Annotated in this window: 13 protein-coding genes; 2 read left to right on the top strand and 11 right to left on the bottom strand. The window is 38.2% G+C overall.

Translation table 11 applies throughout. The annotated features are described in order from the left end of the window. Positions 1–124 precede the first annotated feature (124 nt). From ND16A_RS05160 to ND16A_RS20705, 10 genes are all read right to left on the bottom strand, one after another. Positions 125–1,297, bottom strand: a complete 1,173-nt coding sequence (locus tag ND16A_RS05160) for an EH signature domain-containing protein (RefSeq protein ID WP_033078469.1) — start codon at positions 1,295–1,297, stop codon at positions 125–127. Continuing rightward, positions 1,297–2,082 carry an OmpA/MotB family protein gene (locus ND16A_RS05165; RefSeq protein ID WP_033078468.1) on the bottom strand — a complete coding sequence of 262 codons (786 nt, stop codon included), beginning with the start codon at positions 2,080–2,082 and terminating at the stop codon, positions 1,297–1,299. The genes ND16A_RS05160 and ND16A_RS05165 overlap by 1 nt, the downstream gene beginning before the upstream one ends. Positions 2,083–2,103: 21 nt before the next feature. Continuing rightward, on the bottom strand, positions 2,104–3,891 hold the full coding sequence (gene zorA, locus ND16A_RS05170) for an anti-phage ZorAB system protein ZorA (RefSeq protein WP_033078467.1): 1,788 nt from the start codon (positions 3,889–3,891) through the stop codon (positions 2,104–2,106). A gap of 26 nt (positions 3,892–3,917) precedes the next feature. Continuing rightward, positions 3,918–4,802, bottom strand: coding sequence for a WYL domain-containing protein (locus ND16A_RS05175; RefSeq protein ID WP_033078466.1), 885 nt, complete (start codon positions 4,800–4,802; stop codon positions 3,918–3,920). 164 nt (positions 4,803–4,966) lie between these two features. Further along, positions 4,967–5,332, bottom strand: a complete 366-nt coding sequence (locus ND16A_RS05180; protein ID WP_033078465.1) for a hypothetical protein — start codon at positions 5,330–5,332, stop codon at positions 4,967–4,969. Positions 5,333–5,396: 64 nt separating this feature from the next. Further along, entirely contained in the window at positions 5,397–6,941 is a 1,545-nt protein-coding gene (locus ND16A_RS05185) for a tyrosine-type recombinase/integrase (RefSeq protein WP_052073211.1), read from the bottom strand. Positions 6,942–7,330: 389 nt separating this feature from the next. After that, complete coding sequence (locus ND16A_RS05190; RefSeq protein ID WP_033078464.1) at positions 7,331–9,712, bottom strand: TOTE conflict system archaeo-eukaryotic primase domain-containing protein; 2,382 nt, start codon at positions 9,710–9,712, stop codon at positions 7,331–7,333. 22 nt (positions 9,713–9,734) lie between these two features. After that, entirely contained in the window at positions 9,735–9,983 is a 249-nt protein-coding gene (locus tag ND16A_RS05195; protein ID WP_235282186.1) for a type II toxin-antitoxin system RelE/ParE family toxin, read from the bottom strand. A 28-nt stretch (positions 9,984–10,011) separates the two neighbouring features. Then, complete coding sequence (locus tag ND16A_RS05200; RefSeq protein ID WP_033078462.1) at positions 10,012–10,284, bottom strand: type II toxin-antitoxin system ParD family antitoxin; 273 nt, start codon at positions 10,282–10,284, stop codon at positions 10,012–10,014. Between the two features lie 212 nt (positions 10,285–10,496). After that, a complete protein-coding gene (locus tag ND16A_RS20705) occupies positions 10,497–10,694 on the bottom strand; it encodes a type I restriction enzyme endonuclease domain-containing protein (protein WP_081945630.1) in 198 nt (65 codons plus the stop codon). A 79-nt stretch (positions 10,695–10,773) separates the two neighbouring features. Between ND16A_RS20705 and ilvD the strand changes: the two genes are divergently transcribed. Continuing rightward, a complete protein-coding gene (gene ilvD, locus ND16A_RS05205; RefSeq protein ID WP_033078461.1) occupies positions 10,774–12,453 on the top strand; it encodes a dihydroxy-acid dehydratase in 1,680 nt (559 codons plus the stop codon). Between the two features lie 4 nt (positions 12,454–12,457). Here ilvD and ND16A_RS05210 read toward each other — a convergent pair whose 3' ends face one another. Next, a complete protein-coding gene (locus ND16A_RS05210) occupies positions 12,458–12,664 on the bottom strand; it encodes a hypothetical protein (protein WP_033078460.1) in 207 nt (68 codons plus the stop codon). Positions 12,665–12,929: 265 nt separating this feature from the next. Between ND16A_RS05210 and ND16A_RS05215 the strand changes: the two genes are divergently transcribed. Further along, complete coding sequence (locus tag ND16A_RS05215; RefSeq protein WP_033078459.1) at positions 12,930–13,487, top strand: hypothetical protein; 558 nt, start codon at positions 12,930–12,932, stop codon at positions 13,485–13,487. Positions 13,488–13,675: the final 188 nt, after the last annotated feature.

The following is a 13,675-nucleotide window of genomic DNA, read 5'->3' as shown; positions in this document are numbered from 1 at the left end:
TGTTCTTTTACTAAGGCTATTGCATCTTGTTTAAATTCTTTTGAATATTTTTTACGTGTCATTTTACTATCTCCAGTTAAGACTATTATCTCTTATCTGGGGTAGTGGAATCCATTAAACCATGTCAATCCCCTATAACCATTATTAAAGCACTATGGTTACGTTGTGCCCCCGATAAACTCGCATACACATTTTTATCTGATTTAAGGAATTTTCTCGCTTGATCATTTGCGACAGGCCCTAGGGCAACCCAAGCTTCGGTGATCACACCTTTTTGAAGGTAGGCGTTCCAGAAACGCTTTCTATACCGCCAATGATGATCTGCTTGAGAATCGGTTCTTGAAACATGGCTTAACAATGCGAAAAAGTCATTAAGGGTATTCTCAACCATCCATTGTTGCATAACTTGTTTGGCTTCTTCCGAAACGCCAATCCATCGTGTTTTTTCAGTTCTAATATCGCCATAAAACGTAATGAAAAATTCTTTCAATGCTTTTTTAATAGCATGTGATGGCTTATTGATATTGTAGGACTGCAATAAACCATCAGCTATATCAGCCCTTAGTGTGGGGTAATGTAATTCATCGTTAGAAATTAATTGTTCCAAGAGTGAAGTAATTATTTCAGTTTGTTCATTCTCATTTTTATTTGAGAGGCTTGAGCTTAATAATGTTAATAGTTGACTAAGACCGAAGCATGCAAACTGCCCTGTAGCAAGAGATTTAGATAATTTATATTTATTGAATGTCTCTTCAACGCCATCTGTCATACAGTTTCTGGCAAAGTTTAGAGTAGCACCCGGATCTAATATCAGAGTTCCCTCGGTCCAAGCTTTTAGAAGTGCTATTTTATTGGAATCATATGAGGCAATAATTTCTTTTATACCTGTTCTTAAATTTTCAAAAACAGCTGACTGCACCGGGAAGTACAGTAAGTATAAATGTATCAGAATAGGTGCTGTATATTGACCTGTATGAAGTTTGGTATATGCTAAAAAGTGCTTTACAAACTCTTGAGAATCAATAAGTTTTTCATTTTCATTATATGTTTGAAATAGTGCCCAAGGCGCTAATCGATGCTCTTTCCGACTCAACTGTTCAAAAGTTAATTCTTTGTTTTTAATTTGAAGAAGTTTATCTAACACTTCTTCAATTGAGTACCTTATTGGCTCTTCGACCGCAGAAAAACCAAACTCTTCAGTTATTTTCTTTGCAGCATTAACCAATAGCGATTCGCTTAAGGAAGGCGACACTTGACTAAAATTTCCAATCGATTTCAATAATGATTGCGTTTTCATTATTGAACGCCTTCTTGAATCAATGTTCTTTGGGTAGATGTTAAGCTTGGTGGTGTCATGATAAAACGAATATCAATACGTCTATTCGTTGGATCACTTGTCGCGACAGAATATTTATGGCCTTCTACCGGGCGCCCTTCACCATAACCGCTTACTGAAAATATTGGTTGGTTCGAAGTATTCACTAAATCGTTTAATACCGACCCCGGAACTAAATATCGATATGCTGATATAGCTCGTTGAGCGGAAAGATCCCAATTATCTTTATAACGCCATGAATTGATTGGTACATTATCTGTGTGACCTTCCACAAAAACACTATCTAAAGTACCTTGGAATTGGAGCATATCAACACATAATGAATTGTCTGGCGGCATTTGGGAGTAGCATGGCAATATTTTTGACATAACCATGCCGATTATTTGTAAGTTCTTGTGACTTGCTTCGTCTAGAGTTTCCTTGCCGGTTTCAAATAAAACAGCCTGCTCTGTCAACCTTAAAACACCGTGTTCGTTGTCTACTTCAACTATGATATTCTGTCTCTGAAGTTGCTCCTGTATGCTTTTTAATAACTCACTTCTAATCTGTTCGGTATTGGTTAATTTTCTCACAATTTCTTTTCGGGTTTCTGTAACCTTTTTTTGTTTTTGAATTGCATCCTGAAAATTTAAAATAAAGGCAACAAGCGTTATAATGAAAATAAATAAAAGACCAGACATCATATCGCTAACCGATATAAGGTAGCCCGCTCCTTCATCTTCTAATAAATCGTGATGTTCACTCATCGATACTCTCCTTAGTTATCATTACAACTGTTGAACCGATTTATCACTTAAAGTCTGTAAATTATTCAGGGCTTGGTTTGATATAACATTTACGGAATCTAAGAAAGATGTTTTTTGAGAATCTAAGGTTTCATTGATTGTTTCCATTGCATCATTAACTTCTTGAACTGCCGAAGCTAAATCTTGCACAACTTGCGCGGCATGTTTATCCAATCCAAGAATATAATCATTTGTAGCACTGGCATAACCATCAAGACCGCTACTTAATGATGTTATTGAATTTGATAAAGACTGGTCTACAGATTCAAAACGACTATTATAGTTATCCCAGTGTGTTTTAAGAGTTTCCTGTATACCATTAATTTGATCAACTAGAGAATGCATATTTTCAGTTGATTTCACAATGGTGGAAGCAGATCTATCGACACTATTAGTGAATTCCGTTAACTCAGTAATAGATTCATTGAAGGCGCCATTAATTTCCCCGGCTAGCTGTACTGTCTCGCCAGCTTTTTCTATTGAGTTGTTGAGTTGAGAGTGTAATTCAGTGGTATTGGTTGATATAGCTTCATATTTTTCACTGATATTTTCTATTTTATTTAGCACTGTATCAAAGCCATTTATACTATCGCTAAGCTTTTCCGATAAAACTTCAGCAGCATTGTTTAGTTTTTCAGAAACGGCTTCTAAAGACTTACTGATACCATCAGCTAGAGATGCGACCGCACCACTGATCTCATCTCTAATTTTTTGACTACCTTGCACCATAGCATCAGACATATCTTCTACAGCTCTCTTTGACGACTCTTGCATTTCAGATTGGTTTTCTGTCATAGCAGTCATTTGTTGTTCAAGGTTTGAGCTAACAGAGTCCATTGTCGTGGCAAAGGCTTTCATTTCTTCGCCCGCGGCTCCAGTGATAGAACTTGAAAATTCGGAAATAAGTTTCTCTAAAGTTTCATCATTAGCTGACTTTTGCTCTTCTTTAAGTGCATTAATTGCCTCAACAACAGGTCTAGATACCTGCTGTTCAATAACTTGTCCAAGGGAAACAGCAAGATCATTCGCAAAGGTTTCAAGTGCAAAAGATTGTTTTTGTGATTCATTCAGGCTCTTGCTAGCAAGTCTTTCTGCCGAAAAATATTCTACTCTAGCATCAATTTCTGATACCAAGCTTTGACAGAACGTATTGAACTTATGAATCCTACCCTTTTCAAGGTATGAAAAGACCAAGGATGACGCTAATCCTACTATTGAAGTAATAAATGCGAGTGCGGCGCCATCAAGGAGTCTATTTAATGCTTCCTTAGCATCTAGAATACTGTCTGAGTTCAGGCCAGGGGCCGCAATATAGATACCAACTGCTAAACCGACAAAAGTACCGATAATACCTAAACCTGTTAACATATTTGGCAAGGCATTGTAAAAACGCATATTTACTCTGTGCCATAAAATATTTTTTTGATTAAAGTGTACGGAAGTTAAGTGGGTATTTAATATGACCTGCCGTTCATCATCAAAGTCTTCTCCAGGTATCAGTAAGGTTTCTTCAAACTCACGCCAACTGTCTTTGAGGTAATTTGTGTTATCCATCCATTCTTTAAAATCATAATAATCTTCCGGGAATGCCACTTTTTCTCTTGCAGACTTATTTATTCGACTAATAGCATCTTTCAACTCTGAGATAATAGGTTTGGTGAAAAAATAAAACCTTATAAAATGCCATATCGCCAGAAGCAGTATGATCCCACAATAAACATAAATGCTAGTAGTAGATACAAGCGCACTTAATTCCATATTAGTTAACATTGTTCATGTCCTTTCGTATTTTAAATTTATGCATAACCCGGTGCTATTGCTAAATTTTCTGCACCATAAAGTGTTTGTCTATTTCGTAACCAAAGCTGATATTCACCACCAACCAATGTTGCCTGTTCTGTGCAATCGACATTCCATCGACGTAATAAGTAACCAGCCATTGCAGCCCTAACATTTAATTCCAATACCCCACTATTCATGCCGTAATCCAGTTCTATAGCGGTTGGGTGTTGTACATTATGTGGGTGTGTTACCAGTTGTAATGGCATTATTCTTGTCCATTGATTGTCCTCAACCATTTCCTCGTAAGGTTCAATACAACTAGCCTTAGATGTAACTTTGCTAATTCTTGTTAAGACAAAATCTCTAAATGATTGGGATTTTCTATCAAATGCTCGAACGTGCCAGCGAAGGCCGTTATCCACAATTGAGTGCGGGACTAGTTCTCTACTGCCAGACCCGCTTGATAGAGAGGTGTATATTACATTTACTGGCTGATGATTAAGAATAGCTTGTACGAGCTTGGCGACAATTAATATGTCAGGGACATTTAGTTGGCTCGGTGCTTCAATTGGAAAGTGGATATCACCAATAGCATCGAAACCATCTGATATATCATTTGCCAGCTTTACAAGTGTTTTACGAGGATCGTGTTCAAAAATCGAATTGAACTTTTTACTTTGAAGATATTGTTTACTGTGACTATCAAATTCTAGATTTTGAGGGGCGACTTCTTTATATATTGAAATGTCTCTCGTCGCGTTAGCAATACCCATTTCAAATTTTGAGGTGAGATCTGACCGTGAAAATCGGCCCTTGAACATCAATAAAAAATCTAAGTAAGCAAGTCTCTGTCTTTGCGCAAAGCTTATGTTTTTTAAATAACGTTTATTCTCATCCATTAGAATTTTATTTATGTGTGAATCAAAATGATTCTAATAATATCCTGTAATTAACTAATAAAGTCAATTAGTTAATTACAGGATAAATATAAAACTTAAAGGCTTTATCTATAATTAAACTACCTTATAGATAAAGTCATAATTTGTGGTGAGTATTTTGCTATTTAAAAATCTAAATAATGTTCTTCAATTTTAATTTTATCAATGAATTCATCCAGGCTTATATCCTGAACACCTGAAGGATTTCCATATTGTTCAGAGTATCCGCCATCAATAGCTTTCGCATAAGCCTCTACCGAATAGTTGATTACTTTTCTTATGATTTGCATAGCTGCGTAGCGTTCGTCCTGGTGCATATCGCTAAAACATTCACTAAGATGTTCAGCATATAAGAAATCATCCAGGATTCCGTATTGGCAGATCTCCTGTTCAACAATTTTATCCTGTTTTTGTTCAAGACAAAGGGCTACACGGCTTATTAGCTTTGCAGTGAACTCCGGGTTGTAGTAATTTTTACTGTGAGTTTTCATGGTTTCTCCTTTAATTAATAACTCACCATTAAAAAGATCCACATCAGGGGAATTATTGAATTCCTTATTTTAAAAACTCTGGCAATGCACCTTTTTGCCTGCACGAATCCAATGTTTGTACCGCGAGCAGTTTAGATTTATCCATAAGGTGGGCGTATCGTTTCGTCGTTTCAATTTGCCGGTGGTTCAACAAATGACTAACCAAATAAATGTTGCCGGTGCGCATCATTATCTTTGAGGCAAAATCATGACGTAAATCGTAAAACCTGAAATTTTCAATGCTTGCTTTTTTGATTAAACGTCGCCACGCGGTTTTTATCGTGGTTAACTGTTGCGATGGTGTGCGTGGTGACGGAAATAACCAGGCATCTACTTTTTTATCAATTGAAGATAAACATTGCTCGTGTATATGATGTTTTCGCCACTCTTTGAGTGTGGCGAAGGCTAAATCATTTAACGGTACAAAATTGGCAAGTGCCCTTTTATCAATTGACTTTCTGATCCGGAAAAACCTCGATTCAAAATCAACATCGGTCCACCTAGAGTTCATCAAGGTTCCTGGGCGAATGCCAGTTTCTTTAAAGAGAATAATGAATGGCGTAACGTGGTCAGCAAACTCACAGTCATTAAGCTGTTGCGGTGCGGGTAAGTTTCGCTCCGTGCGATGAGCTATCGTGCTTGTCCGTTGCTCTAATTTAGTTAGATTGCGTTTGTTAATGGCTTTGTACAGTCGTAACTCTTCTTGCTCAGACAGATATCGAATGATCTCATTATCCATTTTAAATCTTGGCAGTGTATACAAGTCATGATCTGTGATGACACCTTGCTCTTTTGCAAGTTGTAGACAAGAACGTATGGTACACACTGCCTCTTTTAGAGTGGACGGTTTAAGTACCCAACGACTTTCCCCGGCGTTAATCTGGCGTTGTGTTAGTTTCCTTTCTTTTGTTTTAAGCCAGCTTCTAATTTTGTCTGCATTGATTTCATTAACATTTAAATTCAACAACTTAGAAAAGTTACGCGTTACGACTTTTACTTTTTTATCGGCGGTTTTGGGGTTTTCTTCTATCTTTTTTTCAAGAAATGGCCCATACAAAAACTCGTTAAGCGTTATGGTGGTTACATTTGCTTTGTTGCCTTGCATTTGCTCGCTGAGCAAATTAATCCCCAACTCATTTGATGCTTTTAATTTTTTAACAGTATCAATCATTACCTTAAAAGTGTGAGGAGCAAACGCCCCTAACTTCTTGGTTAGCAACTTTTGATTACTCGTGTCTCGATAACGATAATACACCGCGCCCTGCTCATCAAAATTTAACGGTTTGATGTTTTTACCTGACTTGCGGAATTTGCTTTTATACAAGCGCACATTTAAACCAGGCAAGTATAGCTGGTTTAACGTTATGTAGGGTACGTTGTCTAACCACCAGTCATTTACAATTTTTGTTAGGGCTTTAGTGCTGATGTCCGACTGTTTGGTCAGTTTGTTGATAATGGCTTTATATTCGCTTTCTTCTATACGGTCTGGGGCGAACAATATTGCCCCGGAAACCTTTAAAAGTTGTTTATAGCATAATGGTGAAATTGACAATGAAATTGATTTCGACATAATACGACCTATTGAGAGTTAATAAAAATTCTCATCGCACATATATCGCACTTGAAAATGCAAAAGGATGCAAAACAATGCAATTTGGGCAAACACGCCAAATTCATAAGTTATTGTTTTACATAGCTTTGATATTTATCGAATAGGATATTCAAATAATCCTTGAAACTGGGGGACGTGAGGTCACAAGTTCGAATCTTGTCATCCCGACCAATTCAAAGTCTTATTCAAAAAAAACTCAAAAATATTGATGCCCAATCAATAAGGTCATAAGTTGCAAATACCCGTTAACCCGACCAATTCAAAGCGTTATTTTACAAGGCTTTTTAAATCTCCAGTATGTAGATATATAACCTAACAAATTTTTAGATTATTCAAATTATACCGTTTCAAAAGTCTAGAGTTTTCTGCTCATCAAACTTGTACCCAAGTGCTTTATACCCATTCTCACGTTTCTTCCACATTCGCTTTAAAGTCGGAAAATTATCAACATAATCGTAAACTTGAATATATTTCTTATTGCTGCACTCTCTCTGAATTCGCCCTGCATATTGCGCTAAGATCCCTTTCCAGGCTATCGGCAGCGTTATAAACAATGTATCCAAATGAGGTAAATCAAATCCTTCACCGACATATTTACCTGTAGCTAGAATAACTGTAGATTCAAATTCTTGGGCTTTATCTCCCTCGCCCGATAAGAAAGCGATGCGTTCTTGTCTTTGTTTTGTCGAAATACCACCGTGTAACTCAACAACGTTCATTCCTTTATCGGCTAACAATTGTGCAAGCAATTCAATATGCTCTTTTCGTTCAGTAAGTACCATTACAGATCTGCCATCATCTGCTGACTGTTTTATGCCTTTAACGATCATATCATTTCTAGCTTGATCACAGAGCAATAGCTTATAAACCTGAGACATATGGGGCTTAGTTTCGGGTACCATCCATTCTGGTGGAAAGCGTGTCTCGGTTTGACTAACTTTCACATGTTGCTCAAAACCACTAGTGGTTGTTGCAGCTTTGTAAACAACAGGACCTAACTGGTAGTGCATTAACTTTTCTAATCCATCTTGCCGCTTAGGAGTGGCTGTTAATCCATGAATAAATTTAACGTTAACTGATTTTATTAAACACTCATAGTTTGATGCAGGCAAATGATGACATTCATCTATCAATATTTGTCCATACTTTTCAATGGCGGGTTTAATGTCTAATCCGTTACGGCTAACAAGACTTTGATAGGTTGCCACATCAACTTCATAGCTTAATTTATCTTTTCCACCTAACAAAGAGCCAACCTCTACATTTGTCAAAAATACTTTGATCCGTTCTAGCCATTGATCCGCTAATTGACGATTATGAACCAAGATTAAGGTGTTTACTTTTCGTTTGGCAATAAGGGCTAATCCAGTAACTGTTTTTCCAAAACCCGTTGACGCAACAAATACCCCGTTTGTCTGTTCGAATAAAGCGTTAACCGCTTTTTTCTGTTGGCTTTTCAGTTTACCAGTAAACTTAATTTTGCCTAGTTGAGTGCCAACAAAACGTTTATCTCTATGTTCCAGCTTTATATGCTGATTTGATAAGATTGTTATCACATCACTTAAACAACCTCTTGGCAGAATAAGGTAGCCATTTTCTATGTGGGCCGCACAAATATAACGACTTGTACCGATAGTCGACAGGCGTAGTGCTTGTCGTTTGTAAAATTCAGGATTTGAAAAGACTGCACATTGCTTTAATGTAGATGTGAGTTTCCCTGGCATATCAACGATAGGTACATAAAGTTGATCTGCCAATGTCAGGGTTAACTGCTGTGGACAAGCTGCTATTTCAACATGTTTTAATCGTTGTAATTTTTGCCACGGCTCGACCTTACCACCCTCTTCTGAAGTTATCTGGGAATAATTATCTAATTCATTTAAGTGTTGGTGAAGCTGTTCTTTTGATAGTTTTGCCGTTGCGGCTAAAACAGCCCACTGATCATTATAGGCAATACCTTCTTTATTAATAAAAACACTATTGTTATATTTTCTCGGTTCAAACTGCAAAGGTAACGCAATTAAATTACCAAAACCGCCTTCGGGCATCACATCTTGGTTCGGAAACAACCTATCGAAACAATCAAAAGAAAGTGATGGATAAAGATCCATTGTTTTACGGAGCAAGCCATTACCTAATCGCCTTGCATCAGTTGCCGTCACCGCTTGTGAAAAAAAGATCCATATGTGACCACCATTACCGCTCCTTGAACGCTCCAATAAATAGGGGATTTTTAATGATTCACAGGTTTTAGCAAATGCTGTAATCGAATCAAACCAGTCTTCTTTGTCAAAATCAGCCGCTAAGAGGTAAGTTGAATTATTAGCTAAAAGTGGATAGACACCTATGGTTTGAACGCCTGTTAAATGCCCATAAATGGTCTGATGATCAGGAACTTTAAATTTTTGATTTGTACATTCGGTACAACTTATTTTGGGTTTGTTGCAAATTTTCGGCTGCCATTCATTCCAGCAAGCTGGCGAGTAACCGCTCCGACCATTTTTAGACTCCCACCTAAACGGGTAAATATCGCTTCGACCTTTGAAGTATGAAAGGAATAATTCAATTTTAGCTTCCGGTGAAGCGTGCAGATTAAAATTTTGAGCTAAAGCAGCTTCATGTTGTACAACTATCGCCTTACGCTCATTAAATAGCGCAAGACGCTCTTCATTAAGTACTTTAAGACGAGCATCTATTTGCGCGAGTTGCTTTACATAAATATCTGACATGAATCAATATTATCAGAATCCATTAAAAATGTTTAGATGAGTCCATACGCTGATGGAGAATGCGTGCGATCTCGATGCCTGTATCACTGACCCGGTAGAATACGATATGTTTCTCTATGGGAAAACTTCGCGCATTTTTATAAAGTTCGTCTCTTTGACGACCAAAATCTGGATATTGAGCAAGCTTAGTTAATGCAGCATCTATAGATTGTGAGTATATTTTTGCCTGTTCATTGCCCCAAGCTTCAATAGTGGATGAGATTATTTTCAATAAATCCTCTTCAGCTAAGGGCGATAATCTATAGTTTGCCATCAGTATCGGTATTTATTGGAGATGAAGCTTGTTCAAAAATATCCATGACACCACGATTCGATAATTCTCCAGTGGCTAATTGCTCAAATCCCTTCGATACCTCTTGACGCAATATTTCTAACTGCTGACTTTTGGCTGTTTCTTGTTCAAAGAGTAATCTCAGGCCATCACGAATAACTTCACTTGCAGAGGTATATAAACCTTCAGCAACCTTTTCTGAAATTCTTCTTTCAAACTCTTTACCTAGAGTAATATTCATTTGCTTAACCTCGTACTTTACACGATCATATTATGCGCATTATACAAACGTATTACAACTTAAGGATCTTTTGTTATCTAAAGACTAGTGGATTAGATTAATTAGGTCCAATTACTTCATTCTCAGTTAATCATCAATGCAACAAATATTATCCCGATATATAAAATATAGAAAATTTATGCTAGTTATTGCATTTCAAGCATTAAGGAGTATTAACTCGTCCAGGAATTACTCAACACTTCCGCTTGCTTTAAGCAAAGAGTGATGGCTTCGTCGGCACCATCGGGTGGATACTTCCAACGTCTTAGGGCACGACGCACGAGGTTCCGAAGTCTTGCCCTTACACTGTCACGTTTTTGCCAATCTACAGTTGTAGATTTTCGAAGTTGTGCGGTAATCTGCTTTTTCATTGTTTTTAAATGAGCTAAGTAGTTTTGTTATCGATAACGTCTATTATTTAAGATACTAAAGGCCAAAGTAGTAAAGCTGATGACAGAAATTAACAAATATTCAAAAACTATCACTTTAGACGAATCACAACCGGCTTCACAAGCCATGCTTTATGCTGTGGGTTTGACAGAAGAGGACATGAAAAAAGCCCAAGTTGGTATCGTTTCAACAGGATGGGAAGGAAACCCATGCAATATGCACCTGAATGAACTTGCTAAACAGGTAAAAGAAAGTGTGAATGACGCAGAATTGGTTGGGTTAATTTTTCATACCATCGGCGTCAGTGACGGTATCTCAAACGGCACAGAAGGGATGAAATATTCTTTAGTGTCGCGTGACCTCATTGCGGATTCTATCGAAACGGTTGCTGGTGCTCAATATTATGATGCCATTGTGCCGCTCGTTGGCTGTGATAAAAACATGCCTGGGGCAATGATCGCTCTGGCGCGGTTAAATCGTCCAGCGATCTTGGTTTATGGCGGAACTATCAAAGCCGGTAAATGGAAAGGTGAAGACCTGAACATCGTTTCCGCGTTCGAAGCTTACGGCAAAAAACTACAGGGCGTTATCTCCGATGAAGATTATAAAGGAGTGATCCAAAATTCTATCCCGGGTCCTGGTGCTTGTGGTGGCATGTACACCGCCAACACCATGTCTTCAGCTATTGAAGCTTTGGGCATGAGTTTGCCCTACTCTTCTTCTAACCCGGCGGTAAGTGATGAGAAAAAAATTGAATTATTGAAAGTTGGTGATGCCATCAGAAACTTGATGGAAAAAGACATCAAACCAAGAGACATCATGACGACAAAAGCGTTCGACAATGCATTGCGGATCATCATGATTTTGGGAGGTTCGACCAACGCGACTATGCACTTAATTGCAATGGCTCGAGCTTGTGGAGTTGACTTGAGTTTAGACGACTTCCAAGATATGGCTGACAAAACGCCGCTGCTGGCAAATTTAAAGCCTTCTGGTGAATACTTGATGCAAGATTTACACGCGATCGGAGGGATCCCGGCGGTAATGAAATATTTATTGGCCGAAGGGTTGTTACACGGAGATTGTTTGACCGTTACCGGTAAAACCATCGCCGAAAATCTCGCTTATTTACCCGGCCTTCCGCTAGTGCAAGATATCATCAGGCCCCTGAATAAGCCATTGAAAACAACGGGTCACTTACAAATTCTTTATGGTAACTTGGCCTCAGAAGGAGCTGTTGCAAAGATCACCGGGAAAGAAGGTGAAATCTTTGAGGGACCGGCTAGAGTTTATGAAGATGAATTTGCTGCAATTAAAGGGATCTCAGCGGAAGTGCAAAAAGGTGAAGTTATCGTTATCCGTTATTCTGGGCCAAAGGGAGCTCCGGGGATGCCAGAAATGCTAAAACCTACTTCAGCGGTAATGGGTGCCGGTCTTGGTAATGACGTGGCATTAATCACAGATGGTCGATTCTCAGGTGGTTCTCACGGTTTTGTGGTTGGACACGTCACCCCTGAGGCTTCTGAAGGTGGCTTGATTGCTTTGGTCCAAAATGGTGACGTTGTCCAAATTAATGCAATCACTAACACCTTGCAGCTGAAAATCGATGAGGCTGAAATCGCTAAGCGTAAAGCCGCTTGGGTAAAACCAGCTTACCGAGCGACAAATGGAGTATTAAGAAAATATATTGCAACAGTAAAGTCGGCATCTTTAGGATGTGTTACTGATGAAATAGACTAACCGTTTAGCAATCTTCCTCATGCATTTGGCCGTCGACCAACATCATTTGCTCAACGAACTTTTCATCGTGTTTTGCCAGCCGGTAACTGCCATTAAACATGTTTTCCAGAAAGATACTTTCACCCTCTTTGGCCTGCAGCTGATCAATCACTTCTTGTGGCAGTTCTACCCCCAAGCCAGCGCCGACAGTCTGTATTTTAAGTTCAATCATTATGCCCACCTCTTTTAGGATAATTGTAGTTGCTCCATTTCATTGCCACAAGTCGAGGCCAGTTTTGAAATTCATGGCATTGTCTTAGCCAAATACCGTCGACATAAATAATTATCATCGATCACAAAGAACTTTCTCAGTAAAACTTGATCTAATTAGTAAGCTGCTATACTTAAGGGCTCATACATTAAATTTTCTCAAATTATTGTGCGCCTTTATTTATTCACAAGTTTAATGACTGTTAATAATGAAATTTGGAGGACTTATGGTACGCCATTATTATTTAAGTAACGACTTGGATGAACTGGAAGAAGTAGAACAAGAACTTCTGGAAAATGGATTTACCATGCCACAGCTGCATGTACTCAGTGAAAATGATGCCGATGTGCAGGCTCATCACTTACATCAAGTAGAATCTGTACTGAAAAAAGATGTCGTCCATTCCACTGAAGTTGGCGCTTTAGTAGGATTGGCTGGCGCTATACTCGTGTTGTTAGCCGCTTATTTACTGGGTTGGACAGAAAGTGCTGCTGGTTGGATGCCATTCGTCTTTTTGTCAATTATAGTGCTGGGTTTTTGCACTTGGGAAGGCGGTTTTATTGGCATTCAACGACCAAATGTAGAATTTGAACGCTTTCAAAAAACCCTTAGCGAAGGCAAACACATATTTTTTGTCGATGCTGAACCAAATCAGGAAAATATTTTAGCGAAACTGATGAAATATCATCCTAGCCTGACAGTTGAAGGCTTTGGTGAGTCAACCCCGGCATGGGTGGTTAAAGGCCAGGATAAATATCATAAATTTATGAAAAAAATGCCCTAAACCAGTTATGGTCTGACAAGACAGAAGAGCACTTATTAGTGCTCTTTTTCTCTTTTCAAGAGCGCGTTGACTCATAAGAAAAGGTAACCGAAGGTTATATCCTTATTCTCACATTAGGTGTAACCGTAATAAGTTTAAATATGACTTTCAGTTTCCTTTCTATTTTAGTCTTTAATTGAAATGGATCT

The sequence above is a fragment of the Thalassotalea sp. ND16A genome, from assembly GCF_000764205.1.
Classification (GTDB): domain Bacteria; phylum Pseudomonadota; class Gammaproteobacteria; order Enterobacterales; family Alteromonadaceae; genus Thalassotalea_A.
Note: the sequence above shows the minus strand (reverse complement) of the source record. Positions and strands in the feature narration are given on the sequence as shown.

Excerpts from the sequence above, each read along its gene's own strand:
- ND16A_RS05160 (WP_033078469.1), bottom strand. The coding sequence starts at position 1,297 with ATGAAAACGCAATCATTATTGAAATCGATTGGAAATTTTAGTCAAGTG.
- ND16A_RS05165 (WP_033078468.1), bottom strand. The coding sequence starts at position 2,082 with ATGAGTGAACATCACGATTTATTAGAAGATGAAGGAGCGGGCTACCTT.
- zorA (WP_033078467.1), bottom strand. The coding sequence starts at position 3,891 with ATGTTAACTAATATGGAATTAAGTGCGCTTGTATCTACTACTAGCATT.
- ND16A_RS05175 (WP_033078466.1), bottom strand. The coding sequence starts at position 4,802 with ATGGATGAGAATAAACGTTATTTAAAAAACATAAGCTTTGCGCAAAGA.
- ND16A_RS05180 (WP_033078465.1), bottom strand. The coding sequence starts at position 5,332 with ATGAAAACTCACAGTAAAAATTACTACAACCCGGAGTTCACTGCAAAG.
- ND16A_RS05185 (WP_052073211.1), bottom strand. The coding sequence starts at position 6,941 with ATGTCGAAATCAATTTCATTGTCAATTTCACCATTATGCTATAAACAA.
- ND16A_RS05190 (WP_033078464.1), bottom strand. The coding sequence starts at position 9,712 with ATGTCAGATATTTATGTAAAGCAACTCGCGCAAATAGATGCTCGTCTT.
- ND16A_RS05200 (WP_033078462.1), bottom strand. The coding sequence starts at position 10,284 with ATGAATATTACTCTAGGTAAAGAGTTTGAAAGAAGAATTTCAGAAAAG.
- ND16A_RS20705 (WP_081945630.1), bottom strand. The coding sequence starts at position 10,694 with ATGAAAAAGCAGATTACCGCACAACTTCGAAAATCTACAACTGTAGAT.
- ilvD (WP_033078461.1), top strand. The coding sequence starts at position 10,774 with ATGACAGAAATTAACAAATATTCAAAAACTATCACTTTAGACGAATCA.
- ND16A_RS05210 (WP_033078460.1), bottom strand. The coding sequence starts at position 12,664 with ATGATTGAACTTAAAATACAGACTGTCGGCGCTGGCTTGGGGGTAGAA.
- ND16A_RS05215 (WP_033078459.1), top strand. The coding sequence starts at position 12,930 with ATGGTACGCCATTATTATTTAAGTAACGACTTGGATGAACTGGAAGAA.